A 21,681-nucleotide genomic window follows, 5' to 3' on the forward strand; every position below is an offset into this window, starting at 1 on the left:
GCCGACCATGGTGATCAGCCCTCCACCGGACTCGCGCTCGCGGGGAAGGAGGGGTCGTCGTGGTCGAAGTCGATCGTTTCCGTCTCATCTCCGCTGGGACTGGGCACCTCAGCCGCGGCCTGCCAGGGGTCCTTCGCCAGCGCCTTGACGAGCGCGTCCACCATGACGGCGTCGAACTGGCTCCCCCTGCAGCGCCTGATCTCCTCGACGGCCGCCTCGACCGTTCGGGCCGTCCGGTAGGACCGCGTGGAGGTCATCGAGTCGAACGCGTCCGCTACCGCGATCACCCTCGCGAACTCCGGGATCTGGGCGCCCTTGAGCCCCATCGGGTAGCCGAGGCCGTCCAGCCGCTCATGGTGGTGGAGGATCCCCTGGAAAGCCTCGTCCAGGAACTCGATGTCACCGAGCATCTCCATGCCCCGCAGCGGGTGCAGCTTGATCGCCGCGAACTCTTCCTCCGTCAGCTTCCCGGACTTCTGCAGCACCTTGGTGGGAACACCGAGCTTGCCCAGGTCGTGCAGGATGCCTGCGTAGCGCAGCGCGTTCATCCGGTCCTCGCGCATGCCGATGACCCGCGCGATCATCACCGAGGCGCGCGCGACCCGCTCACTGTGGCCGCGGGTGTAGGCGTCCTTCGTCTCAACGGCCTGGACGAGGGTCCGGATGGTGGCCTCGTAGGCCTGCCGCTCCTGCGAGTACTGGCTCATCGCCCACCGTGCCACCAGCAGGGGCATCAGCAGCAGCAGGGCCGCGAGCGGGCCGATGTCCAGGCCGACCCACAGAACCGCAAGAACCAGCCCGAAGCCGCCGTACGCGATGTAGGACGGGAAGTGGCTGCCGAGAATGCCGGTCAGCACCTCCCGAGCCGGAACGCGGTTGACCATGACCATGATGCCGGTGACCAGCAGCGCGTTCACGAACAAACAGGTGAGGTCGGCGGCAATGGTCGGCGCCAGCAGATCTGCGGCGTTCGTCATCCCCGGCCGAACGAGGCTTCCGCCGAGCAGTTCGTACACGCGGCCAGCCACGTAAGCAGCCAGTGAGAACTGCGCCGCGTTGAAGACCCGCTTCGACCACGGATGCCGGCCGGGCACGACCAGCACACTGAGACCGATCACGGCGGCGCCCCACGGGCCGGCGATCAGGATCGAGGCCAGCGTAATCGTGAAGCTGAGGCTCATGCTGACCCCGACGAACACGAAGGACGACAGCGACTCGAGCGTCAGGAACAGCACGGCCAGGATCAGGATCGTTAGGACCTGCTGACCATCAAGGCCGGATGGCACGTTGAATGCGATGACGCCGACCGCTAGGATCGCTAGGACCGAGATGTAGGCGCGAGCGGCGCGCGGCAACCCCGCCATGCCGGGCCCTCCCCCCTGCGAATCAGCTCTTCGTCCGCCAGGAGCGGGACGGGGATCGGCAGCCAGGGTGCCTACCACCAAGCGATGTGTCCGCCGGTGGTCAGGAAGTTCTCAACAGCGGCCGCGATCTTCTTCATTAGAAGCATCACCTCGAGGATTCATGTCACGGGCGCCGCTAAGGCCCGTGCAAGATCCGCTCCGCTACGTAGATGCCGGTCGTGCAATAGAAGACTTGGCCAAAGCCTTGCTGCCGATCCCGATCCCGCCCCTGTGCAGTTGTCCTTGCGTGACGCAAGACGCAAGCCACCCCGCCCCCCAGTGCAGAGAAGCCCCCTCGCGCAACCTACACGACCCGGTTTGCCCGGTTCGTGCAGACACGAGTGAAGGGTGTGACGGAATCTCGCGTCAAGTGGCCGAACGGTCACGATAAGTGAACATCGAAAGTTGTCGGCGAGCGGACTAGGTCGCCCTAGTCCCAACGGACTACATGATCGGCCGTCGGAGCGAATCCGTCCGCCCAACCGTCGCCCGCGCGCCAGGCATGCCCTAGCCTCAGATCACGGACCGGCCTGGGGGGCCTAGCGCGGTCCACATCGCACGAGGGGCAACGGGGAGGGGGCTCGGTGGCGTCCAGGCGTTCCCGCGAGACGGCGTACGGCGAGTTGCTGACGGCGCTGCTCGACGTGCGGCTGGACCCGGCCACCGAGCGGTTCGACGCCGAGCTGGACGCAGCCGAGGCCGACGGCCGGATCGACCCCGCGACCGCCAAGGTGCTGCGCTGGTGGCAGCGCGAGTCCCTGCGCGCGATGCTCGAGCACACCCGCAGCGTGGTGCCCCCCACGCTCATCGCGCTGGAGAAGGCGGCCGGGCGGGTCGACGACGAGGTCGAGGCCGCGTCGGAGTCCTGGGCCCGGGTGGCGGGCGACGACGCACCCCCCGCCCCGCCCCGCCACAGCAGGGTCCCGGCCCCGCAGGACGAGGAGCCGGCGGGCGACGTCACCCCCCCGGCTGACCTGTCCGAGCACCGGCGACGCATGCTGGTGGCAGGTCTGACCCGCAAACCCCGGGAGCAGTGAGAGAGTGTCCGTCGTGCCGACTTTGCGACTCTTGCCTGAGTTCGAAGACGACCTGAAGCGGCTGCCCGGGATCATCGCGGCGAGCGTGGTCACCGGCCCGGACTCGGTGCCCACCGAGATCCACGTGCTGGCTGAGCCCGGCAAGCCGGCCAAGCAGATCGTCCGCGACGTCCAGTCCTACGCGATGCTGCGCCTCGGCATGGACATCGACCACCGGATCGTCAGCGTCGTCCAGATCGGCTCCGACGAGGTCAGCCTCAAGGTCGAGCCGGACGAGCAGCACGAGGAGCCGGCCGAACAGCAGGTCCCCCGGCCGGCCATCACCTCGATCATGGTCCGGACCAGCGGGACCGAGGCCGAGGCCGTCGTCGCGATCACCGCCTTCGGCGGCCACGTATTCGAGGGTCGCGTCGTGGGCCCCGGCGCGGTGAGCCATCGCGGCCGGCTAGTCGCTCAGGCGACCCTGGAGGCGCTGCGCGACCTGCTCGGCACCGGCGCGGTCGTCGAGAGCGCCGACGTCGTCGCCTCGGGACACCGGCAGGTCGCCCTGACCGTGCTCAATGTGACCGTCCCTCGCCTCGGCGACCAGCTCGTGACCGGCAGCGCGCTGGTACGCGGCGACGAGTCCGAGGCGCTGGCCCGGTCGGTGCTCGACGCGCTCAACCGGCGCCTGGCTGGCTGAGCACGCCCTACGGACGGCGTGAGAGACTGTCCGCTCACCCGTTCCACAGAGGGGACCAAGCGATGAGCAAACGCGCCCGCAAGCGTCGCGACCGCAAGAAGAGCAAGGCGAACAAGGGCAACCGGCCCAACTCCTGAGCCGTCCGCCACGGACGTCGGCCAGCCGACGTCCGCCCGACGTCCACCCGACGTCCGTGGCTCACCCGCAGGTCACTCCGGGCGGAACTCGATGGTTCCGTACTCGAGGGTCACCCGCTGCAGCTGCGCCACGATCCTGAACCGAAGGTCATCCGGAGCCCGATCCGCCCCGCAACATCGCGCCACGAGCTGCTTCACCTCGCGCTCGATGCCGAACTGGCGCAGGCACGGGGAGCACTCGTCCAGGTGCTGGCGGATCCGCGAGGTGCGCGCCTCGTCGATCTCGCCGTCCAGGAACCGATGCACGTCCAGCAGCACCTCGGAGCAGTCGATCTCGTGCGGGTCTCCGCAGCTCATGACGCATCCCCTGTCGGAACCAGGCCGCGCTCACGCGCGTAGTCCTCAAGCATCTCGCGCAGCTGCCGGCGTCCGCGGTGCAGCCGCGACATCACGGTGCCGATCGGCGTCCCCATGATCTCGGCGATCTCCTTGTACGCGAATCCCTCGACGTCGGCGAGGTAGACGGCGATCCGGAAGTCCTCCGGGAGCCGCTGCAGCGCGTCCTTGACGTCGGAGTCCGGGAGCCGGTCCAGCGCCTCCGCCTCGGCCGACCGCAGCCCGGTCGAGGTGTGCGACTCGGCCCTGGCCAACTGCCAGTCCTCGACCTCCTCGCCGCCGCTCTCCTGCGGTTGCCGTTGCTTCTTGCGGTAGCTGTTGATGAACGTGTTGGTCAGGATGCGGTACAGCCACGCCTTGAGGTTGGTTCCCTCGGTGAACTGGTGGAAGGACGCGAACGCCTTGACAAACGTCTCCTGGACCAGGTCCTCGGCGTCGGTGGGGTTACGCGTCATCCGCATGGCAGCCGCGTACAGCTGGTCGAGATAGGGCAGGGCGTCGCGCTCGAAGCGCGCAGCCCGCTCCTCTGGGGTCTCCTCGACCGGACTCACCTCCTCGGGGGTCACGCCCGAGGGTAGCGGCCACGGGGACCACGTGACGTGGGACGGGGTGGTCCCGGCAGCTGCGAGCACGTCCGCTCAACGCCGACGGGCCGGCGCTTCTTCCCCGAGCCCGGCCAGCCATCCGGCCACTGCGGCCACCAGCAGGTCCAGGGCTTCGCCCAGCGGAACCGGGGCGCGGGCCGGGACGGCGAAACCGTGGTCGGCACCGGGGACGACCGTGACCGGCACCCCGGGCGGGAACTCGGCCGGCGCCCCGAACGGGTCCCGCTCGCCCTGCACCAGCAGCAGCGGCAGCCCGTCGACCAGGCCGAGCTCGTCGGTGCGGGTCTTGTCCGGACGGCCCGGCGGGTGCAGCGGGAACGCCAGCAGGAGGACGCCGGACGCTCCGGTTGCCGCCGCCGTCCGGCAGGCCACCCGGGCGCCCGCGGAACGCCCACCGACCACCACCGTGGGGCGCAGCCGCAGGTCGGGCGACGCCAGGACCGCCGTCCAGGCCTCGTCCAACCGGCGCGAGGCCGGGGCCAGCCGCCTGCCGGCCACCCGCCACGGCTGCTCGACGAGAACGACGTCCAGGCCGGGCGAGGGCAGCCCCAGCGCCAGCGCCTGCAGGTCGCGGGCCCCGATCCCGCCCCCCGCGCCGTGCCCGAGCACCAGTGAGACGCCGCCGCGGCGGGCCCGCCCAGCGGTGTAGCGGTGGGCGCGGGCGTCCCCGAGCGGGGTCTCGACCGTGACGACCGCCGGCTCAGAAGGGGGCATCGTCGCCCTCCAGGGCGACCGGCTCGATGAGCTCAGGGCCGTTGTTCCTCGGGCTGTTCACCAAGGTGGCCACCGGGTAGGCCTCGAGCAGCGCCGTGGCCGCCGGTACCAGCAGCGCCTTGACGTCGGCCGGGTCCGTCCGCGCCGGGTCCAGCCAGGCCGCCCAGTCCGCCGGTGCCACGACCATCGGCATCCGGTCGTGGATGTGGCCCAGCTCGTCGGCCGCCTCGGCCGTGATGATCACGCAGGTGGTCAGCCAGGCGTCGGGGTCGTCGGCGTCCTTGGTGGGGTCGCGCCAGAACTCGTAGAGGCCCGCCATCGCCAGCGAGCCGCCGTCCCTCGGATGCAGGTAGAACGGCTGCTTGGGCCCGGACTCCCGCACGTACCACTCGTAGTAGCCGTCCGCCGGCAGCAGGCAGCGACGGGCGGCGAACGCACGGCGGAAGGACGGCTTGACGTCCACCGTCTCGACCCTGGCGTTGATCAGCCGGTTGCCCACGGAGGGGTCCTTCGCCCAGGACGGCACCAGGCCCCACCGCAGCACCCGCAGCTGTCGGGGCGGCGGCGCGTCGTCGGGCAGGTCCTTCGCGCGGCGGGTCAGCACCGCGTAGACGTCCTTGGTGGGCGCCACGTTGTAGTCCGGCTGCAGCCGCTCGCTCACCTCCACCCGGTCGACCTCGAACTCCTCGACCAGGTCGTCGGGGTTCCGGCTCGCCGCGTACCTGCCGCACACGACGCCCAGCCTGCCACGGCTCTACGCGATGATGGGGGGATGGAGACGCTGCCGCTGTGGGACGCGCCGCTGGCCCACCGGCCGGTGACCGCGGACGTCCGCGTGCCGGCGTCCAAGTCGATGACCAACCGCGCCCTCGTGCTGGCCGCCCTTGCGGACGGCCGCACCGAGGTGGGCAACCCGCTGCGCGCCCGCGACACGCTGCTCATGGTGGCCGGGCTGCGCGCGCTCGGGGCCGGGGTCGACGATGGGCCGGACGGCGACTGGCTGGTCACCCCGCCCGAGTCGTTTCGCGGGCCCGCCGCCGTCGACTGCGGCCTGGCCGGCACGGTCATGCGGTTCCTGCCGCCGGTCGCGGCGCTGGCCGCGGGCGAGATCCGTTTCGACGGCGACCCGCGGGCTCGGGAGCGCCCCATGCGGCCGCTGCTGACGGCTCTGCGCGACCTAGGGGTCACCGTGGACGACGCCGGGCGGTCGGCGCTGCCGTTCACGGTGCACGGCACCGGCCGGGTGCGCGGCGGCGTGGTGGAGATCGACGCGAGCGGCTCCAGCCAGTTCATCAGCGCCGTGCTGCTGGCCGGCTGCCGCTACGACGAGGGGGTCGACGTCCGCAGCGTCGGGGCCGCCCTGCCCTCGCAGCCGCACCTGGACATGACCGCCGCCATGCTGGGCGCGGCCGGCGTGGCGGTGCAGCGGCCGGCGCCCGGCCGCTGGGTCGTGCCGCCGCAGCGACCCCGGTCCGGCCGGCTGGTGGCAGAGCCGGACGTGTCGAACGCGCTGCCGTTCGCCGCGTCCGCGCTGGTGACGCGCGGCCGGGTGCGGGTCATCGGCTGGCCGACCGGCTCGACCTACCAGCCGGAGCGGCAGGCCCGCGCGGTGCTCGCCGAGCTGGGCGCCCGGCTGGTCGAGGAGGACGGCGCCCTGCTCGTTGACGGCTCGGGCGGGATGCGCGGGATCGACGCGGACCTGTCCGCCATCGGCGAGATGGTCCCGGTCGTCGCGGCCGTGGCGGCGCTGGCCGACGGGCCGACGACGCTCCGCGGGGTGGCCCATCTGCGCGGCCACGAGACCGACCGGCTGGCCGCGCTGGCCAAGGAGATCAACGGCCTCGGTGGTGACGTCGAGGAGCGGCCGGACGGCCTGCTGATCCGGCCCCGGCCGCTGCGCGGCGGCGTCTTCGGCACGTACGCCGACCACCGGCTGGCCACCGCGGGGGCACTGCTCGGCCTCGCCGTCCCCGGCGTCCAGGTCGAGGACATCTCCACGACCGGCAAGACGCTGCCCGGGTTCGTCGGGCTGTGGACGGAGATGCTGGCCGGGTGACCGCGCGATGAGTCAGCCACGGCAGCGCCGGAACGACCTGGACGAGGACGACGTCCGGGTCCGGCCGCAGCGGGGGAAGTCGCGGCCGCGCACCAAGGACCGGCCCGAGCACAGCGGCGCCACCGGGGGGCTCGTGGTGGCCGTCGACCGGGGCCGGTACACCTGCCTGCTCTCCGGCCCGGCTGGTGACCGCGAGATCACGGCCATGCGGGCCCGCGAGCTCGGCCGCAAGGGCATCGTCGTCGGGGACCGGGTGGCCATCGTGGGTGATCTCGCCGGCGGCGCGGACTCGCTGGCCCGCGTGGTCCGGGTGGAGCCGCGCCGCTCGGTGCTGCGGCGCACGGCCGACGACACGGACCCGGTCGAACGGGTGGTCGTGGCCAACGCCGACCAGCTGGCCGTGGTGATCGCCCTGGTCGACCCCGAGCCGCGGCCCCGGCTGATCGACCGGGCGCTCGTCGCCGCCTTCGACGCCGGGCTGTTGCCGCTGCTGGTGCTCACCAAGTCGGACCTGCACAGCCCGGACGACCTGCTCGCGGCGTACGCGGGTCTGGACGTGCCGGCCGTGGTGACGCACCGGGGCGGCAACCTGGACGCCCTACGTGAGCGGCTGAAGGGCCGGACGACCGTGCTGCTCGGCCACTCCGGCGTGGGCAAGTCGACCCTGGTGAACGCACTCGTGCCCGGAGCCGACCGGGCCACCGGGGTCGTCAACCGGGTCACCGGCCGCGGGCGGCACACCTCGAGCTCGGCGGTGGCACTGCGGCTGCCGGACGGCGACGGCTGGGTGGTGGACACCCCGGGGATCCGCTCGTTCGGGCTGGCCCACGTCGACGTCAACCGGGTGATCAACGCGTTCCCCGACCTGTTGGCGGGTACCCAGGAGTGCCCCCGCGGGTGCACGCACGACGAGCCGGAGTGCGGGCTGGACGCCTACGTGGCCGCCGGTCACGCCGAGCCGGCCCGACTGAACTCGCTGCGCCGCCTGCTCCGTGCCCGCGAGCTCCCCGACGACGACGCCGACCCGCGAAGTTGACCAACGGCCGACTAGTCGGCGCGCTCCCCCTCCGCGATCACGGCGGCGACCTCCTCGACCCTCGCGGCCTCCTCGCGCGCGTGCCGCCGCGACCGGTCCAGCTCCTCCGCGGCGTCCTCGTCGGCGCTCATCAGCCGCTCGAGGTCGAAGCCCGCGAAGTCGAGCACGCCCATGTCGGCGTAGGCCTGCTGCACCTTGTCCCCCCACAGCCCGATGTCCTTGACGCAGGGGACGATCCGGCTGAACAGCAGGGACCGGAACATCTGCATGTACGGCGAGGCATCCACGGCCTGCACGCAGTCCTCGACGTCGTACCCGAGGTTCTCCCACACCTCCTGGGCGCGGAACCGGTCCCGCATGAGGTAGCAGCCCTCGACCACGAACTCTTCCCGCTCGGCCCGCTCGGCCGACGACAGCTCCGCGTAGGCGTCCCGCAGCGCCATCCGCCCGAACGCCACATGGCGGGCCTCGTCCTGCATCACGTAGGCCAAGATCTGCTTCGGCAGGGCCTGCGCCGTCAGGTCCCGGATCACGCCGAACGCAGCCAGCGCCAAGCCTTCGATGAGCACCTGCATGCCCAGGTACGGGAAGTCCCACCGTGAGTCGGTGAGCGTGTCCCCCAGCAGCGCCTCGAGGTAGGGGTTGATCGGGTACAGCAGCCCGACCTTCTCCTGGAGGAACCGCGCGTAGGTCTCGGCATGCCGGGCCTCGTCCATGGTCTGGGTGGCCGCGTAGAACTTCGAGTCGAGGTCGGGTACCGACTCGACGATCCGGGCGCTGCACACCATCGCGCCCTGCTCACCGTGCAGGAACTGGCTGAACTGCCACGCGGCCAAGTGCTGGTTGAGCTCCTCGATGTCCTTCGGACCCAGCTTCGCGTAGGTCTGCGACGAAGCGATCGGGTTGGTCTCCCTCGGCATGCCGAGGGGGTCGCCGGGGTCGAGCTCGAGGTCCCAGTCGATTCGCTTGGTCGCGTCCCACTGCTTGTCCTTGCCCTTCTGGTAGAGGGCCAGCAGGCGGTCCCGAGCACCGTCGTACTCCCAGGTGAACCGGGTGGCACCGGACGCCGGGATGTCCCAGGTCGTCGAGCTGACCGGCAGCACATAGCGCGAGTAGCTGGACACATGCTCTCCTTCGTCCCAGGGGGTACCCGGCGTCGCGGCCGGTCACCTGACCAGGGTTGGCAACGGCGGCGCGCGCGTCAATCCCCGGCGCCGGAGCAACCTGGGTCGCGCTCTAGATTGGGCGCGTGCCGGACTACCAGGACGACCTCACCCTCGCGCTCTCACTCGCCGACGAGGCCGACGCACTCACCACCGCACGGTTCCAGGCCCTCGACCTGGTCGTGGAGACGAAGCCCGACCTCACCCCGGTCAGCGACGCGGACCGGGCGACCGAGGAGGCGTTGCGGATCCGGCTGGCGGCGGAGCGCCCGCTGGACGGCGTCCTCGGTGAGGAGTACGGGGACCAGCAGCCCACCGCCGACCGCCGCTGGGTGCTCGACCCGATCGACGGCACCAAGAACTTCGTCCGCGGCGTCCCCATCTGGGCCACGCTGGTGGCGCTCATGGACGGCGAGGACGTCGTCCTCGGCGTCGTGTCCGCCCCTGCCCTCGGACGTCGGTGGTGGGCGGCGCGCGGCCTGGGCTCGTGGACCGGCGGGAGCCTGGCCCGCAGGCGACAGCTGCGCGTCTCCGAGGTGAGCCGGCTCGCCGACGCGTCCCTCTCCTTCTCCGACGACGTGGGCTACCCGGACCCCGAGAGCATGGCTCGGCTGCGTCGCGCGTGCTGGCGCAGCCGTGCCTACGGTGACTTCTGGTCGCACGTGCTCGTCGCCGAGGGCGCGGTCGACGTGGCCGTGGAGCCGGAGCTGTCGCTGTGGGACATCGCCGCCTTCGTCCCCGTCGTCGAGGAGGCCGGCGGCCGGGTCACCGGCCTGGACGGCGCACCAGCCAGGGGCGCCGCCGGAGCGCTGTCCACCAACGCCGTCCTGCACGACGAGGTCCGCGCCCTCCTGCTGCCTTAGCGCCCGTCAGTCCCGCGCCGTTGCAGGCTCCGGGGTCGTCCCCGCGACCCTGACGCCTGTAACGAGACGGAGGCGGAGGACGAGCCGGAGCAGGACCGGGACGGCCAGCACCGCGGCCAGGTCGAACCAGCCGTAGCCTCCTGCGGCGACGGACGGCGGATTGCCGATCGCCACGATCCCCGTCGGGTCGTGCGGCTGCCAGGTCCAGGTGCCGAGGCGGGTGCCCAGCACCTCGAGGTAGGTCACCACGACGAGCGCGCCCACGTAGAGCAGCCGCGACCGCCCCCAGGCGAGGAACCCGAGCAGGCACAGGTACCAGAACGCGCCGAGGACGTCGAGCCGAGGCGACCAGAACAGCCCCCACGCCGCGTACGCGCCGCCGAGGACCACGGCGGCACCGACGAGCCCGCGCGGGTGAGTCCGGAACAGGGCGCTCCGGCCGAGGGCCAGCGCGGCTAGGTAGACCAGCCCGTGGCCGGGTGGGACGAACGCCGGGACGTTGTGCAGCCGGTAGACGTACACCTCGAGCAGCGGCGAGAACGTGTACTCGACCGCGGTGGCGAAGGCGATGACGACGGCCACCTGGGCGCGCACCAGCGACGACTCCCGGCGCAACAGCGCGGCCAGCAGCAGCCAGGTCCCGGCCCCGAGCAGCAGCTGCCGCCCCGACCCCACGCCACGGTCGCCCACCAGCACGGCCGGGATCCAGGCCAGCACGACCAGGGCCGGCAGCACCGAGGTGCGCTCGCGTGGGGCGGCCAGGCTCATGGCTCGACGCGGGCGGCCGTCGACGCCGCCGAGTCGTCGACCGGCTCGAGCGGCGCGGCGTCATCCAGGGTCGGTGCCCCGTCCGGGTCCTGCCCGTCCTCTCGCTGCCGGGCCCGGCGCCCGTAGTAGCCGAACACGGTCGCGCCGACCGCGGCGACCGGGACGGCGACGACAGCCCCCACCAACCCGGCCAGGATGGTGCCGGCGGTGACCGCGAAGATCACCCCGAGCGGGTGCACCGACACGAACCGGCCCATGACCAGCGGCTGCAGGATGTGGCCCTCGATCTGCTGCACGGCCAGGATCGACGCCAGCACCAGCAGCGCGGCGACCGGCCCGTTCGCCGCGAGGGCCACCGCGACGGCCACGAACCCGCTGATCAAGGCGCCCACGATCGGGATGAACGCGCCGAAGAACACCAGGACGGCGAGCGGCAGGGCCAGGGGCACCCCGATGATCGCGATCGCGATGCCGATGAACAGCGCGTCCGTGGAGGCGATGATCAGCGTGCCCCGCACGTACCCGGTGAGCACCACCCACGACAGCGACCCGGCCTCGTCCACCCCGTGCTGTGCCCGGCGGGGGAACAGCGAGACGATCCATCGCCAGATCCGGTCGCCGTCGAGCAGGAAGAAGATCGTGGCGAACAAGGCGATGAACGCCCCGGTCACCACCTCCACGGCGATCGTCGCCCCCGACACGGCACCGGCCACGAGCGAGTCCCGGTTCTTGGACAGGGACTGGCGGATCTGGTCGATGTAGCCGTTCAACGTCGAGTCGCTGATTCCGAGCGTGCTCTCGACGTAGCGACGGATCTGGTCGACGCCGTCCGAGAACGTCGTCCCCAGGTCCTTGACCTGGCCGGAGATCTGGATGGCGAGGAAGGACCCGACCGCCACGAGCAAGGCGATCCCGGCGATGAGCACGATCGCAGTTGCTGCGCCTCTGGACCGAACCAGCCGCTGCACCGCCCGGACGGCGGGCGACAGCAGCGCGGCGAACAGCAGCGCGATGAACAGCGAGAGGAACAGCGGCTTGAGCCGGTTGACCATGAGCACCACGGCCACCACGGCCGCCGCGACGACCAGCAGCCGCCACGACCACGCGGCCGCCACCCGGACGGCACGGGGGACCTCGTCGTCGTCCCGCAAGCCCGGCGACGGTGCCCGCTGCTCCGATGTCATAGCTCTCGCCTTCGCGTCGCGTCTGGGGCAGCATCCTCCCAGGCCGGGCGGCGCCGCGCGTCCAGGCGTCAGCGCCCCGCGCGGTCAGCGTTCGCGTGGATGGCATCGTGGACGTACTGGGCCAGGCCGGGGGCCTGGTCGTCGTAGTGCGCGGTGAACCGAGGGTCCGCGAGGTACATGTCGGCCAGCCCCCGGTGCATCGCATGGCTGCACGGGTAGAACGTGTCGTCGATGTGCCGGCGGTGCGCCTCCGCGGCGTCCATCGCCGCCTCACTGGTGGCCGGCAGCCCCTGCGACATCGTGTCGCGCAGCCGCTGCTCGATCGCCTCGCTCTCGGCCCTCAGCCGCAGCCAGTCCTCCTTGCGGTAGGCCGAGGTGCGGCGCTGCGACTCGCGGTGGGCGTCGGTGTCGCCCCACCGCTCCTCCGCCTCGGCGGCGTGCCGCGTGGGGTCGTCGTCCCCGAACACCTCGAACATCTCCTGCGGCGTGAGCCTGATCCCCATCTCGTGTGCCTCCAACGTCTTCTCGATCGCAGCGAGTTGCCGACGCAGCCGGTCGACCTGCTCGGACAGTGCCCGGTGCCGGTCGCGCAGCTGGGCAACCTGGTCGACAGGCGGCTCGTCGAGCGGCCGACCGATCTGCTCGAGCGGGAGCCCCAGCGCCCGGTAGCCCAGGACGCGCTGCAGCCGTTCCAGGTCGTCCCGGTCGTAGAGCCGGTAGCCTGACGCCGACCGTTGGCTCGGCACGAGCAGCGCGATCTCGTCGTAGTGGTGCAGCGTGCGGACCGTCACCCCGGACAGGGCCGCCACGTCACCCACCGAGTAGCTCTCCACGCAGACGACGGTAGGGGCTCACGTCGCGTGAGGGTCAACCGGAAACCGGCCTGGGTCAGGCGTGCCGCTCCGCCGCGACCGCCTCCAGCCCCAGCTCGTGGACGGCGACCTCGCGCATCTCGACCTTGCGGATCTTCCCGGTGACCGTCATCGGAAACTCGTCGACCACGCGGACGTAGCGAGGGATCTTGTAGTGGGCCAGCCGGTCCGTGCAGAACGCCCGCAGCTCCTCGATGGTGATGTCGGGGCGGCCCTCCTTCATCCGCACCCAGGCCATCAGCTCCTCGCCGTACCTGGCGTCGGGGACGCCGATCACCTGCACGTCGGCGATGTCCGGGTGGCTGTAGAGGAACTCCTCGATCTCCCGGGGGTACACGTTCTCGCCGCCGCGGATGACCATGTCCTTGATCCGGCCGACGATGTTGACGTAGCCGTCCTCGCGCATGACCGCCAAGTCGCCCGTGTGCATCCAGCCGCCCGCGTCGATCGTCTCGGCGGTCTTGCCCGGCTCCTCCCAGTACCCGAGCATCACCGAGTAGCCCCGGGTGCACAGCTCGCCCGGCTCGCCGCGGCGCACGGGCAGGCCGGTGACCGGGTCGACCAGCTTGACCTCCAGGTGCGGCATGACGCGTCCCACCGTCTCGGTGCGGCGCTCGAGGTCGTCGTCCATACGGGTCTGGGTCGACACCGGCGAGGTCTCGGTCATGCCGTAGCAGATCGACACCTCGGCCATGTTCATGTCGCTGATGACCCGCTTCATCACCTCGACCGGGCACGGCGAGCCGGCCATGATCCCGGTTCGCAGCGACGACAGGTCGTAGCTGCCGAAGTCCGCCAGCCCCAGCTCGGCGATGAACATGGTGGGCACGCCGTACAGCGACGTGCAGCGCTCCTGCTCGACCGCGCGCAGCGTCGCCGCGGGGTCGAAGCCGCCGGCCGGGATCACCATGCACGCCCCGTGGGCCGTCGCCGCGAGGTTGCCCATGACCATGCCGAAGCAGTGGTAGAAGGGCACCGGCAGGCAGATCCGGTCCGCCTCCGAGTAGGCGACCAGCTCGCCCACGAAAAAGCCGTTGTTGAGCAGGTTGTGGTGGGTCAGCGTGGCGCCCTTGGGGAACCCGGTGGTGCCGGACGTGTACTGGATGTTGATCGGGTCGTCGAACGACAGGTCGGCCTCGCGGGCCCGGATCCGCTCGGTGCTCACCTGGCGCCCGCGCTCGACCAGCGCGTCCCACGACGAGCGGCCGATGACCACGACCTCGCGCAGCGCGGGGCACTCGGCCCGCACCAGCTCGACCATCTGGACATAGTCGCTGCCGCGGTGCTCGGGGTACGTGATGAGCGTGCGGATGCCCGACTGCGCCAGCACGTACTGCAGCTCGTGGCTGCGGTAGGAGGGGTTGATGTTGACGAGGATCGCGCCGAGGCGGGCGGTCGCGTACTGGACCAGCACCCACTCGGCGCAGTTGGGTGCCCAGATCCCGACCCGCTCGCCCCTGGCCACCCCGAGCTCCAGCAGGCCGCCTGCCAGCTCGTCGATCGCCCGGTCGAGCTCGGCGTAGGTCCACCGCCGCCCTGTCGGCACGTCCACGAGGGCCTCACGGTCGGGGAACCGGGCCACCGTCCTGGCCAGGTTCTCTCCGATGGTCTCGCCCAGCAGCGGCACGTCCGACACACCGCTCGCGTAGGACACCAGCTCGTCAGCCATCACCCTTGCTCCCTTCAGGACCGGGTCAATCATCCACGTCTTGCCTGCTTCCGTCACCGGATCCCGCAACACTCTGAGCCATCTCCCAGAGGAGTTTGGTGGCCCTGAACTAACGTCCGAACCTGGTCGGCCCGGCGGGTGGCCTGCCGACCGGCGTGGGCCGATGTGGTCGACTAGTGCCGCCCAGGTAGCAGCCGGACGACGGGAGCCAGCGTGACCAGCACCGCCATCGGACGACGGGTGGCCGCCGCCACCGTGCTCGCCGGGGTCGCGCTGACCGGCTGCGCTCCCCCCAGCACGGCGGCCTCCGCTCCGGCCCGGTCCGTCACGCCGTTCAGCTCCAGCATGGCGACCCCGACCCCGACGCCTACGCCGTCCCGCACTCCGTCGGTCCGGCCCACCCCGACGGCGACGCACAGCCCGGTGGCCATCACCTCCCCTCGCGCCACCGCCTCTGCACGCGCCACCGCCTCTGCACGCGCCCCGACCGCCCCGTCAACCACCACGTCCGTGGCCGCACTGCCCCCCTCGACCACGAGCGGAAGCCTGGCCGGCAAGGTCGTCGTGATCGACCCCGGACACAACGGGGGGAACGCGGCGCACCCGGAGATCATCAACCAGCTAGTCAGCGCGGGCACCTTCCGCAAGCCCTGCGACACGACGGGCACGGCGACCAACGGGGGCTACCCCGAGTACGCCTTCACGATGGACGTCGCACTGCGGCTGGCGTCGATCCTGCGGGCCCAGGGGGCCAAGGTCGTGCTGACCCGGTCGTCCAGTGCCGGCGTCGGACCATGTATCAACGTCCGAGCGGCGATCGGCAATGAGGCGCATGCCGATGCCGCCATCTCGATCCACGCGGACGGCGGCCCGTCGACCGGGTACGGGTTCCACGTCATCGCGCCCGGCAGCATCGGCACCAATAGCAGCATCGTCAAGCCGTCCTACCAGCTGGCCCTCGACGTCCGCTCGGGGTACGCGACCGGCACCGGCGAGCACACGGCCACGTACATCGCCACCAACGGCCTGACGGTGCGCACCGACCTGGGCGGGCTCAACCTGTCGACCGTGCCCAAGGTCTTCATCGAGTGCGCCAACATGCGCAACGCGGCAGACGCCGCACGCCTCACCTCGGCGGCGTTCCGTCAGAGGGCTGCGGTCGGCATCGCCGCCGGGATCACCGCGTTCCTCACCGGGCGCTGAAGACCAGGCAGGCAGGACGAAGGACCCTGCGCCCAGGTACCCCGGGGGGTATCATCGGTACCAGCGCGCCGGATCCCCTGCGAAGCCCCGTCGTGGGTCCGGCGCCCGGACCGGAGGAGCACATCGCCATGACCGCCAACGTGGGAACAGCCGACCGAGTCATCCGGGTCGTCCTCGCCGTGGTTGCCGCCATCGTCGGCTTCTCGGTGGGCGCCGGCTCGGTCCTCGGAATCGTCCTTCTCGTCATCGCGGCCGTCCTGCTCGTGACCGCGGCAGTCGGCTTCTGCCCGCTGTACCGGCTGGTCGGGCTGAGCACCTCGAAGGCGAAGCAGCCGCTGTCGCACTGACCTCGCAGGTCAGCTCGGCTCGGTCACCGGCTCGGCCTCGGCCGGGAGCGCCACGGTGACCGGGCAGGCCCGCTCACCGGTCAGCCGCCGACGCAGCGCATAGCCGAGCAGCGCGACGGCGGCAAGCCCCAGGAAGGGCTGGAACGGTGCGAACCAGCGCACCGCCCCGGTCGCACCCAGCGCGAGCAGGGCGATCTTGTTGCAGACCGGGCAGCCGACCGCGAGGTAGGCCAGGAAGCCACGGGCCACGCTCGTGCGCATGGGCGTCGTCTCGTCGGCCACAACCGCGGCGCCGGGTCGAGCCACGTAGGTGGCCGCGACCAGCCCGGACAGGACCGCGGTGACCACCAGCACCGGCCAAGCCCACCAGGTGACCGGAACCGCGCGACCGAAGACCGGGTTCGGGATCAGCAGGGTCGGGACGCCGATGACCACCACGGTCACCACGGCCGAGACCGCGGCCACCATCCATCGCCGCAGGGGCCAGTCACGCACTGGTCGCTCCTCACCGGGCCGGTCGGCCGCACCACACCCGCCGAACGCCGGCGATCCGGGCCAGCATACCCACAGGGGTATCCGGCCAGTACGGCAAAAGGTGGGGTTCTCGGCGGTACATTCAGGCACGGTCAGGTTTGCCAGTGATGCCAGCACACGATCCGGCAACCGGGGCGGGCGACGACTTGGTGACCATGGCCTCTCCTGGAGTTGCGGCGGTTCCGCGAAAATGGATCCGGGCCGCCCAGGGCGGCGCAGCCCTGGTTGTTGATTTGGCCACCGGCGAGGGATGGGTCAGTGCCGAGGACGGTAGTCGTCATCGGATCGGGTCAGGCGAAGCCGTCCTGCTGGCACCGGGCGAGCAACACGAGTCAGGTAGCGACACCGGCATGACCGTCGTCATCGTTCAGTCGTCCGATCAGCTCCCAGATGGCGCGTAGACGCACCACCGGCGTGCCTCCGAGGGCTCGCGAAATGCCGATCAGGTGCACTTCAGACCGGTTGAGGTCGTCGCCGATTCCCAGCATTCAAGCCATCCACCCGGACGTACCTCGAACGCCGAGAGTCAGTCGACACGGAGGCGTTCCGAGAACGACGTACCGGCCGTAGCGGAGCACCCGGTCGGCTCGGTGCAGCCACAGGTTCGAGGCCGTGCGACGCCGGATGCGACGCAGCGCAGGTACCCGTGAGACAGCCCGGTCGGCGACGGCGTGGATGCCTTCCTGGATGGAGCCGAGCGGGCACACCCACCCGCAGAACATGCCGCGGGCGGCCAGGGCAAGGACGACCACGACTCCGGCCAGCACGAGGTTGGCCGGGTGCACGTGCGCGACCGTCCGGCCGGTAGTGAACCAGGTCCAGGCGGTCTCGAACCCGCCGAACGGGCAGAACGCCTCGGCCGAGGTCGATCCGGGGCCGGCCAACGCGTGCTTCCAGACCACGCCAGCCACGGCGATGACAGCGGTGGCCTGGACGGCGTGCCGGGTCCAGCGGATCTGACGGCTCTCCGCCGGGGACCTCCGCGGCACGAACGTTGCGGTCATCTCTCCTCCTCGCCCCAACCCGGCCCCCGCTGACTACCTCCGGGGGTATCTCTGGAACGAGGGGCGGTTCAAGGGCCGCGGAACGGTCTCCACACGCTCTCCACACCAAGTGCACGCCGGTGCTCCGGCACTGGGACGAAGATCCCGCGCGAGTCAGCCGCTCGGCGTGATCTCGACCACCGAGACCCGGACCTGCGTCACCAGCTCGGGCAGGTCCCGGACCATGGCGGCTCGCGGCTCGACGACGTCCAGGAACACGCCTCGGGGCAGCCCAGCGACCGGCGACAGCCGAGGATCGGCGAGGACCCGCTCCACCAGGGCTCGGTCGCCTCCGGTGACCAGCGCGGCACAACGGGCCCCCACAGCCAGGCCCGCGGAAACCTCGGCCACGCGACGGACCAGCTGGTCAGTCTGGTTCTCCCGGCGTCGCGCGTAACGCTGCTGCGACCAGCCGCCGGCCGAGGTCCGTCCGTGCACCTGACCCCGGCCCACCTTGGAGCTCTTGACCTTGGGTCCATCGAGCACAGCGCAGACGTATCCGCCGCGGCGAACCAGCAGCACCAGCACGCAGCGCGCGGCCAGCACGTGGTCGGCCAGGGCTCTGGCGCGCTCCGACGCCGCCCCCTCTGCTACCGGCCAGGGAGGGAACGACACGGCCATCTCAGCTGTCGCGCCGTCCGCACCGGTCAGCACCAGGACGTCGGGCGTTGTCTGAACCGTCGCCGTCCCATGGCGAGCCTCGAACCCCTGCGCCCATCGCACCAGGCGCGCGGCCGGGACCGTCACGGTGCGGTGCGGCTTCAGGTCGGTCATGTCCGGGCGGAGGTCATCAGCTGGGCCAGCTCGGGTTCCGGCTCCAGAATGACCACACCTCTACCCACTCGGTCGGTGGGATAGACGAGTCCGCCCGAGTCCACAAAGACGTCGTTGGACTGAGCCGCGGCCTGCCCGGGAGCGGCCTCCGGCACGAAGTGCGCCACCTCGACGGGGTTCCCGGGCTCGGCGGGGTCGTAGACCCGTAGCCCGGCACTGAAGTAGGTGGCGAAGACGAGCCGCTCGCTGACGTACGAGCCTGGGCGGTTCACGTGCACGTTGTGGGCACCGAGGCGGGCATCGGGCCGCGCCATTTCCGGGTCCGGAGGCGGCACGACGCCGACGGCCGCGGGACGCTCCGGGTCCGCCACGTCGATCAGCCGGATCGCGCGTACGGGAGCGTCGGGGCCGGGGGTCACCTGTTCGTCCGTGGCGACCACGAGCTTGCGGCCCGGCAACGGCAGGAAGGTGTGCGTGCTGCCGCCATCCCAGCACAAGGTGCTCACCAGCCGAGGATGACACGGGTCGGCGACGTCGAGCACGACCATGTTCGCGTCGTCGTAGCCGAGGTACGCCCGCTCACCGTCGAGCAGCGCGTGGTGCGCGGCATATCGCCGTCCCCACGGCCAGCCGGCCCGCTCACCGCCGCCGACCCACTGGCCCGGCCACCACCAGCGGCCGGCCTCGACCGGGTCGGTGGGGTCGGTGGGGTCGAGCACCACCCAGATCCGCTCGTCGAAGCCCTCGGGCGTGGCGAACAGGTAGGCGTAGCGGCCACCGGAGTACACGATCCGGTGCACCCCGCGGCCGCCCGAGCGCCAGAACCGATCTGTGTGGGGCCAGGGGGTCGTCGAGCCGGTAGACCGCGAGGCCCGCGGAGGTTCCCCCCTGGCCGCGGAACGGGAAGTCCTCGTGGTTGACCAGCAGCAGACCGTCCCCCACCTGGACCTTGTGGGTGTGGGTGCGGGGTGGCGCCGACCACTGGCCGACCAGGCGTGGCGCCGCGGGATCGGTCACGTCAAGGATGGACGTGCCCTGGCCGCTCGGGCCATGGTGCCGCACGTACAGCGCATGCTCGTGACGCAGCACCTGCATGGCGTCGCCGCTGCCGGCCAGGTCGTGATGACCGAGCAGCCGCAGCCCGTGTGCGGTCACCGCCCGCATGCTGGCTCCTCCGGCTGGGTCGGGGCTAGGCCAGGGGCCCGGCCAGCTCCTCGATGTTCATGACGAGGTCGGGATGCGGTGAGAAGCAGACGAGCAGCATCTTTGGCTCCCGGGTCGGGCAGCGTGGCGTGCGGGGTACCCGCGGGAATGAGCACGGTGTCGCCAGCCTGCAGTGGGGTGTGCTCGCCGTCCGCCCAGAGTGCACCGTGCCCGGAGACGACGTACCCGCCTCGGCCGAGTGGGCGTGGACGTGCGGCGCCCGGTTCGGGTCGTGGACCAGCCGGACGATGCGAACGCTGACGTTCGCGTCGTCCAGGCCGGCGACGGCCCGGAACGGATCCGCCGAGGCACGGCCGGGCAGCGCCGCGAACTCCAGTGTCGCCGACCGGACCACCGTCGGTTTCACGGGGCTCCGATGCGCTCACCGGCGGCGTCGAGGACCTCGGAGATCTCCACGGCAGCGCCGTTACGGGAGTTGGAGAGCAGCACGGCCTCCACGACCGCCAGAGCTCGGACCGCTTCGGTGGCCCCTACCTCCACCTGGGCCTGGCCACGGATCGCCAACGCGAACTCCTCCAGCTGCTCGCGGAACATGTCCGTGCGGGGGAGGTCCAACGGGGTCCGTTTCGCCTCGCCATAGGTCTGTGACAGCAACGTTCTGAAGTCGTCCACCTCATCGGCGGCATCCCAGTGCGTGAAGTCCAGGTCGTAAATGAGGTTGGCCTTGGTGCCCTGCAGAGTCAGCGTGTAGACGCCGGGTGACGCCCAGCCGGTGACGAGGTAGCCAAGCGACCCGGACTCGAACTCCAGGATCGCCATGACCGCGTCCGGCACCTCGGCCTGCGTGTAGAGGCGCCGTGCGGCGGCCTGCACCGAGCGGACCGGGCCAAGCAGGTGCTGCAGGGTGTCGGCGTGGTGCACGCCGAGCTGGATGAAGGCACCGCCGGGGCTCTTGCTCGCGTTGTACCGCCAGGTGGCCGGCGTGAGCTCGAGGCCGCGTTCGTTGGAGAAGTTGGCCTCGGCAAGCGACACCGGGCCGAGGTCGCCGCTGTCGATCCACTGGCGCATCTGCCGGTGTCCGGACAGCCGCCGCGAGCTGTGCCCCACTGCGAACACCACGCCGACTCCTCCACGACGTCGCGGATCGCCACGGCGTCATCCAGCGTGTGTGCGATCGACTTGTCCATGTAGACCGGCTTTCCCGCCTCCAGCGCCTGGGTGATCAGGGGGCGGTGCGTGTCGTTGGGAGTCGTCAGCAGGATGCCCTCGACCTCGTCGTCCGCCAGCAGCTCCTCGAGGGTCGCCGCCGATCGGGGAATGCCGAACTCGTCACGGAAGGCCTCCCGCTTCGACTCGTCCCGGCTGTAGCAGCTCACCAGCTCGATGACGTCGCCGCGCTGAGCCCCGCGTGTCGCCGCCCTGCGCGACGAGCGGGAGGACCGCCTCCGGGTCGCCGCGTCGATGACGGTCGCCGACCATCTCGTCCCCGTGTGGCTGGTCCGCTTCCACGCCGTCCAGCCCTCGTCGTCCATGGCACTGCGGGTGGCCAACTCGGCGACCGTGGCCGCCCCGGTCCGGGACGGCGAGGCGGACATCGGCTTCGTCGAGGGCTCGCGCGCCCCGTCCGGGCTGCGCGCGCGAACGGTCGGCCACGACGAGCTGGTCGTCGTGGTGGCGCCGGCCCACTCCGAGGCCCGTCGCCGACGGCCGCGCTCCGCGGCCGAGCTGGTCGCCGCCCGCTGATCTTGCGGGAGCGCGGCTCAGGGACCAGGGAGGCGTTGGAGCGTGCCCTCGCCGCACACGGGCACCGGCCGACCGCCGGCGAGGGGGCGGCCGTACTCAGCCGGCTGGCCGTGAGCTCGGAGCTGGCCGACGGCCGGCTGGTCGCCGTCCGACCGCGGAGCTGACGCTGCGGCGACGGTTCCGGGCGGTGCGGCGGTCCGGACGCACCCCCGGCGGCGGCGCCGACGTCCTGCTCGCCCTCGCCCTGCGGTCCGGCTGATGGTCCGCGCCGCTCCACAGGCTGGGCCC

Annotated in this window: 27 protein-coding genes; 9 read left to right on the top strand and 18 right to left on the bottom strand. The window is 71.6% G+C overall.

From position 1 onward, the window contains the following. Nucleotides 1-14: 14 nt before the first annotated feature. Nucleotides 15-1,364: an HD-GYP domain-containing protein gene (locus VIM19_10295; GenBank protein HEY5185272.1), complete on the bottom strand. Its 1,350-nt coding sequence runs from the start codon at nt 1,362-1,364 to the stop codon at nt 15-17. A 623-nt stretch (nt 1,365-1,987) separates the two neighbouring features. On the opposite strand from VIM19_10295, the gene VIM19_10300 reads away from it, so the two are divergent. Together VIM19_10300 and VIM19_10305 are read left to right on the top strand one after the other, a co-directional pair. Continuing rightward, on the top strand, nt 1,988-2,440 hold the full coding sequence (locus VIM19_10300; protein ID HEY5185273.1) for a hypothetical protein: 453 nt from the start codon (nt 1,988-1,990) through the stop codon (nt 2,438-2,440). Between the two features lie 31 nt (nt 2,441-2,471). Then, nucleotides 2,472-3,122: a hypothetical protein gene (locus tag VIM19_10305; protein ID HEY5185274.1), complete on the top strand. Its 651-nt coding sequence runs from the start codon at nt 2,472-2,474 to the stop codon at nt 3,120-3,122. A gap of 209 nt (nt 3,123-3,331) precedes the next feature. Here VIM19_10305 and rsrA read toward each other — a convergent pair whose 3' ends face one another. The 4 genes from rsrA to VIM19_10325 all read right to left on the bottom strand — a co-directional run bounded on the left by rsrA (nt 3,332) and on the right by VIM19_10325 (nt 5,707). Beyond that, nucleotides 3,332-3,616 (bottom strand): mycothiol system anti-sigma-R factor, encoded by a 285-nt coding sequence (gene rsrA / locus VIM19_10310; GenBank protein ID HEY5185275.1) that lies wholly within the window; start codon nt 3,614-3,616, stop codon nt 3,332-3,334. Continuing rightward, nucleotides 3,613-4,221, bottom strand: coding sequence for a sigma-70 family RNA polymerase sigma factor (locus VIM19_10315; protein HEY5185276.1), 609 nt, complete (start codon nt 4,219-4,221; stop codon nt 3,613-3,615). Before VIM19_10315 ends, rsrA begins: the two co-directional genes overlap by 4 nt. Before the next feature lie 72 nt (nt 4,222-4,293). After that, nucleotides 4,294-4,974 (bottom strand): alpha/beta family hydrolase, encoded by a 681-nt coding sequence (locus tag VIM19_10320; protein HEY5185277.1) that lies wholly within the window; start codon nt 4,972-4,974, stop codon nt 4,294-4,296. Next, nucleotides 4,961-5,707, bottom strand: a complete 747-nt coding sequence (locus VIM19_10325) for an SOS response-associated peptidase (protein ID HEY5185278.1) — start codon at nt 5,705-5,707, stop codon at nt 4,961-4,963. The genes VIM19_10320 and VIM19_10325 overlap by 14 nt, the downstream gene beginning before the upstream one ends. A gap of 39 nt (nt 5,708-5,746) precedes the next feature. Between VIM19_10325 and aroA the strand changes: the two genes are divergently transcribed. Together aroA and rsgA are read left to right on the top strand one after the other, a co-directional pair. Beyond that, complete coding sequence (aroA, locus tag VIM19_10330; GenBank protein ID HEY5185279.1) at nt 5,747-7,030, top strand: 3-phosphoshikimate 1-carboxyvinyltransferase; 1,284 nt, start codon at nt 5,747-5,749, stop codon at nt 7,028-7,030. A 7-nt stretch (nt 7,031-7,037) separates the two neighbouring features. Next, entirely contained in the window at nt 7,038-8,066 is a 1,029-nt protein-coding gene (gene rsgA / locus VIM19_10335; protein HEY5185280.1) for a ribosome small subunit-dependent GTPase A, read from the top strand. Between the two features lie 11 nt (nt 8,067-8,077). On the opposite strand, the gene VIM19_10340 is transcribed toward rsgA, so the two are convergent. Continuing rightward, entirely contained in the window at nt 8,078-9,190 is a 1,113-nt protein-coding gene (locus tag VIM19_10340; GenBank protein HEY5185281.1) for a ferritin-like domain-containing protein, read from the bottom strand. Between the two features lie 125 nt (nt 9,191-9,315). On the opposite strand from VIM19_10340, the gene hisN reads away from it, so the two are divergent. Then, nucleotides 9,316-10,092 carry a histidinol-phosphatase gene (hisN, locus tag VIM19_10345; GenBank protein HEY5185282.1) on the top strand — a complete coding sequence of 259 codons (777 nt, stop codon included), beginning with the start codon at nt 9,316-9,318 and terminating at the stop codon, nt 10,090-10,092. Nucleotides 10,093-10,098: 6 nt separating this feature from the next. Here hisN and VIM19_10350 read toward each other — a convergent pair whose 3' ends face one another. From VIM19_10350 to VIM19_10370, 5 genes are all read right to left on the bottom strand, one after another. Next, nucleotides 10,099-10,860 carry a hypothetical protein gene (locus tag VIM19_10350; protein ID HEY5185283.1) on the bottom strand — a complete coding sequence of 254 codons (762 nt, stop codon included), beginning with the start codon at nt 10,858-10,860 and terminating at the stop codon, nt 10,099-10,101. Then, a complete protein-coding gene (locus VIM19_10355) occupies nt 10,857-12,044 on the bottom strand; it encodes an AI-2E family transporter (GenBank protein ID HEY5185284.1) in 1,188 nt (395 codons plus the stop codon). Before VIM19_10355 ends, VIM19_10350 begins: the two co-directional genes overlap by 4 nt. Nucleotides 12,045-12,112: 68 nt before the next feature. Continuing rightward, nucleotides 12,113-12,877: a MerR family transcriptional regulator gene (locus VIM19_10360; GenBank protein ID HEY5185285.1), complete on the bottom strand. Its 765-nt coding sequence runs from the start codon at nt 12,875-12,877 to the stop codon at nt 12,113-12,115. A gap of 55 nt (nt 12,878-12,932) precedes the next feature. After that, a complete protein-coding gene (locus VIM19_10365) occupies nt 12,933-14,585 on the bottom strand; it encodes an AMP-binding protein (protein ID HEY5185286.1) in 1,653 nt (550 codons plus the stop codon). A 173-nt stretch (nt 14,586-14,758) separates the two neighbouring features. Then, a complete protein-coding gene (locus VIM19_10370; protein ID HEY5185287.1) occupies nt 14,759-15,052 on the bottom strand; it encodes a hypothetical protein in 294 nt (97 codons plus the stop codon). 43 nt (nt 15,053-15,095) lie between these two features. On the opposite strand from VIM19_10370, the gene VIM19_10375 reads away from it, so the two are divergent. Together VIM19_10375 and VIM19_10380 are read left to right on the top strand one after the other, a co-directional pair. Then, nucleotides 15,096-15,788 (top strand): N-acetylmuramoyl-L-alanine amidase, encoded by a 693-nt coding sequence (locus tag VIM19_10375; protein HEY5185288.1) that lies wholly within the window; start codon nt 15,096-15,098, stop codon nt 15,786-15,788. A gap of 128 nt (nt 15,789-15,916) precedes the next feature. Further along, nucleotides 15,917-16,135: a DUF2892 domain-containing protein gene (locus tag VIM19_10380; protein ID HEY5185289.1), complete on the top strand. Its 219-nt coding sequence runs from the start codon at nt 15,917-15,919 to the stop codon at nt 16,133-16,135. A 9-nt stretch (nt 16,136-16,144) separates the two neighbouring features. Here the strand turns inward: VIM19_10380 and VIM19_10385 are convergent, their stop codons facing one another. From VIM19_10385 to VIM19_10415, 7 genes are all read right to left on the bottom strand, one after another. Continuing rightward, complete coding sequence (locus VIM19_10385) at nt 16,145-16,630, bottom strand: hypothetical protein (GenBank protein ID HEY5185290.1); 486 nt, start codon at nt 16,628-16,630, stop codon at nt 16,145-16,147. A 371-nt stretch (nt 16,631-17,001) separates the two neighbouring features. Continuing rightward, entirely contained in the window at nt 17,002-17,157 is a 156-nt protein-coding gene (locus tag VIM19_10390; GenBank protein ID HEY5185291.1) for a hypothetical protein, read from the bottom strand. Next, on the bottom strand, nt 17,158-17,673 hold the full coding sequence (locus VIM19_10395; GenBank protein ID HEY5185292.1) for a 4Fe-4S binding protein: 516 nt from the start codon (nt 17,671-17,673) through the stop codon (nt 17,158-17,160). It abuts the gene before it with no gap. A 153-nt stretch (nt 17,674-17,826) separates the two neighbouring features. Continuing rightward, on the bottom strand, nt 17,827-18,486 hold the full coding sequence (locus tag VIM19_10400) for an acVLRF1 family peptidyl-tRNA hydrolase (GenBank protein HEY5185293.1): 660 nt from the start codon (nt 18,484-18,486) through the stop codon (nt 17,827-17,829). Beyond that, nucleotides 18,483-19,286, bottom strand: a complete 804-nt coding sequence (locus tag VIM19_10405; protein HEY5185294.1) for a hypothetical protein — start codon at nt 19,284-19,286, stop codon at nt 18,483-18,485. The genes VIM19_10400 and VIM19_10405 overlap by 4 nt, the downstream gene beginning before the upstream one ends. Nucleotides 19,287-19,675: 389 nt before the next feature. Next, nucleotides 19,676-20,056: a hypothetical protein gene (locus VIM19_10410; GenBank protein ID HEY5185295.1), complete on the bottom strand. Its 381-nt coding sequence runs from the start codon at nt 20,054-20,056 to the stop codon at nt 19,676-19,678. Continuing rightward, nucleotides 20,053-20,769, bottom strand: a complete 717-nt coding sequence (locus tag VIM19_10415) for a Gfo/Idh/MocA family oxidoreductase (protein ID HEY5185296.1) — start codon at nt 20,767-20,769, stop codon at nt 20,053-20,055. The genes VIM19_10410 and VIM19_10415 overlap by 4 nt, the downstream gene beginning before the upstream one ends. Nucleotides 20,770-21,069: 300 nt before the next feature. Here VIM19_10415 and VIM19_10420 point away from each other — a divergent pair, with 300 nt between their 5' ends. Both VIM19_10420 and VIM19_10425 read left to right on the top strand, forming a co-directional pair. Then, on the top strand, nt 21,070-21,393 hold the full coding sequence (locus VIM19_10420) for a LysR substrate-binding domain-containing protein (GenBank protein HEY5185297.1): 324 nt from the start codon (nt 21,070-21,072) through the stop codon (nt 21,391-21,393). Nucleotides 21,394-21,428: 35 nt separating this feature from the next. Beyond that, the gene (locus tag VIM19_10425) at nt 21,429-21,557 is read left to right on the top strand and encodes a hypothetical protein (GenBank protein ID HEY5185298.1); all 129 of its coding nucleotides are present in this window, start codon (nt 21,429-21,431) and stop codon (nt 21,555-21,557) included. Nucleotides 21,558-21,681 lie beyond the last annotated feature (124 nt).

The sequence above is a fragment of the Actinomycetes bacterium genome (assembly GCA_036510875.1).
Lineage (GTDB): Bacteria > Actinomycetota > Actinomycetes > Prado026 > Prado026 > DATCDE01.

What these genes read in the sequence shown, in the direction of transcription:
- aroA (HEY5185279.1), top strand. Translation starts at nt 5,747, where the DNA reads ATGGAGACGCTGCCGCTGTGGGACGCGCCGCTGGCCCACCGGCCGGTG.
- VIM19_10320 (HEY5185277.1), bottom strand. Translation starts at nt 4,974, where the DNA reads ATGCCCCCTTCTGAGCCGGCGGTCGTCACGGTCGAGACCCCGCTCGGG.
- VIM19_10390 (HEY5185291.1), bottom strand. Translation starts at nt 17,157, where the DNA reads ATGCTGGGAATCGGCGACGACCTCAACCGGTCTGAAGTGCACCTGATC.
- VIM19_10400 (HEY5185293.1), bottom strand. Translation starts at nt 18,486, where the DNA reads ATGACCGACCTGAAGCCGCACCGCACCGTGACGGTCCCGGCCGCGCGC.
- rsgA (HEY5185280.1), top strand. Translation starts at nt 7,038, where the DNA reads ATGAGTCAGCCACGGCAGCGCCGGAACGACCTGGACGAGGACGACGTC.
- VIM19_10365 (HEY5185286.1), bottom strand. Translation starts at nt 14,585, where the DNA reads ATGGCTGACGAGCTGGTGTCCTACGCGAGCGGTGTGTCGGACGTGCCG.
- VIM19_10355 (HEY5185284.1), bottom strand. Translation starts at nt 12,044, where the DNA reads ATGACATCGGAGCAGCGGGCACCGTCGCCGGGCTTGCGGGACGACGAC.
- VIM19_10395 (HEY5185292.1), bottom strand. Translation starts at nt 17,673, where the DNA reads ATGACCGCAACGTTCGTGCCGCGGAGGTCCCCGGCGGAGAGCCGTCAG.
- VIM19_10295 (HEY5185272.1), bottom strand. Translation starts at nt 1,364, where the DNA reads ATGGCGGGGTTGCCGCGCGCCGCTCGCGCCTACATCTCGGTCCTAGCG.
- rsrA (HEY5185275.1), bottom strand. Translation starts at nt 3,616, where the DNA reads ATGAGCTGCGGAGACCCGCACGAGATCGACTGCTCCGAGGTGCTGCTG.
- VIM19_10350 (HEY5185283.1), bottom strand. Translation starts at nt 10,860, where the DNA reads ATGAGCCTGGCCGCCCCACGCGAGCGCACCTCGGTGCTGCCGGCCCTG.
- VIM19_10380 (HEY5185289.1), top strand. Translation starts at nt 15,917, where the DNA reads ATGACCGCCAACGTGGGAACAGCCGACCGAGTCATCCGGGTCGTCCTC.